At 45.7% G+C, this 613-nt stretch carries 1 protein-coding gene; it reads right to left on the bottom strand.

Going from position 1 to position 613, the window contains the following annotated elements:
* Positions 1–88: 88 nt before the first annotated feature.
* The coding region (locus tag R7190_RS28715) for an OmpA family protein (RefSeq protein WP_318138042.1) at positions 89–613 on the bottom strand (525 nt) is incomplete at its 5' end.

Raw genomic sequence — 613 nt, 5'->3', positions numbered from 1 at the left:
CGGTTCCCTGCAAGCATAACTCCGAAGCCAAGATCACACAAGCCAGCGATAACCGCTGGCTTTTCGCTTTGTTGCCTATAGCAACAAATTATTGAGCTTGTTCAGTCGTTTGGTATTCAAACGCAGGAACAACTACTTCCACACGACGGTTCGCTTCGCGACCTTGACGAGTTTCGTTGCTAGCAACTGGGTTTGCTTCACCCATGCCTTTAACTGTCATACGGTCAGCAGCGATACCTTTCGCTTCAAACTCATTAGCAACCGCTTTAGCACGTTTTTCAGTTAGCTGTTGGTTGTACTGAGCAGAACCAGTTGTGTCACTGTAACCAGTGATCTCAACTTTAGCTTGTGGGTAAGTGTTCATTAGATCAACTGTACCAGAAAGTGCTGATGCATCTTTCACTTCTGCGCTTTCTAGGCCGAATTGTACTGTTGCTGTTTGAGCTGGATACACGTGCTCAACGATACGAGTAGATGGACGTGTTTCTACCACTTCTTCAACTGCTTCTTCTTGAACTACTGGCTCAGAACCAAACTTGTAGTTGAAGCCGATACCGAAGAAGTCAGAATCCATGTCATCAATGATGTCGTCAGACATGTCTTGGTAACGTTG

The sequence above is a fragment of the Vibrio sp. 1078-1 genome (assembly GCF_033340475.1).
Note: the sequence above shows the minus strand (reverse complement) of the source record. Positions and strands in the feature narration are given on the sequence as shown.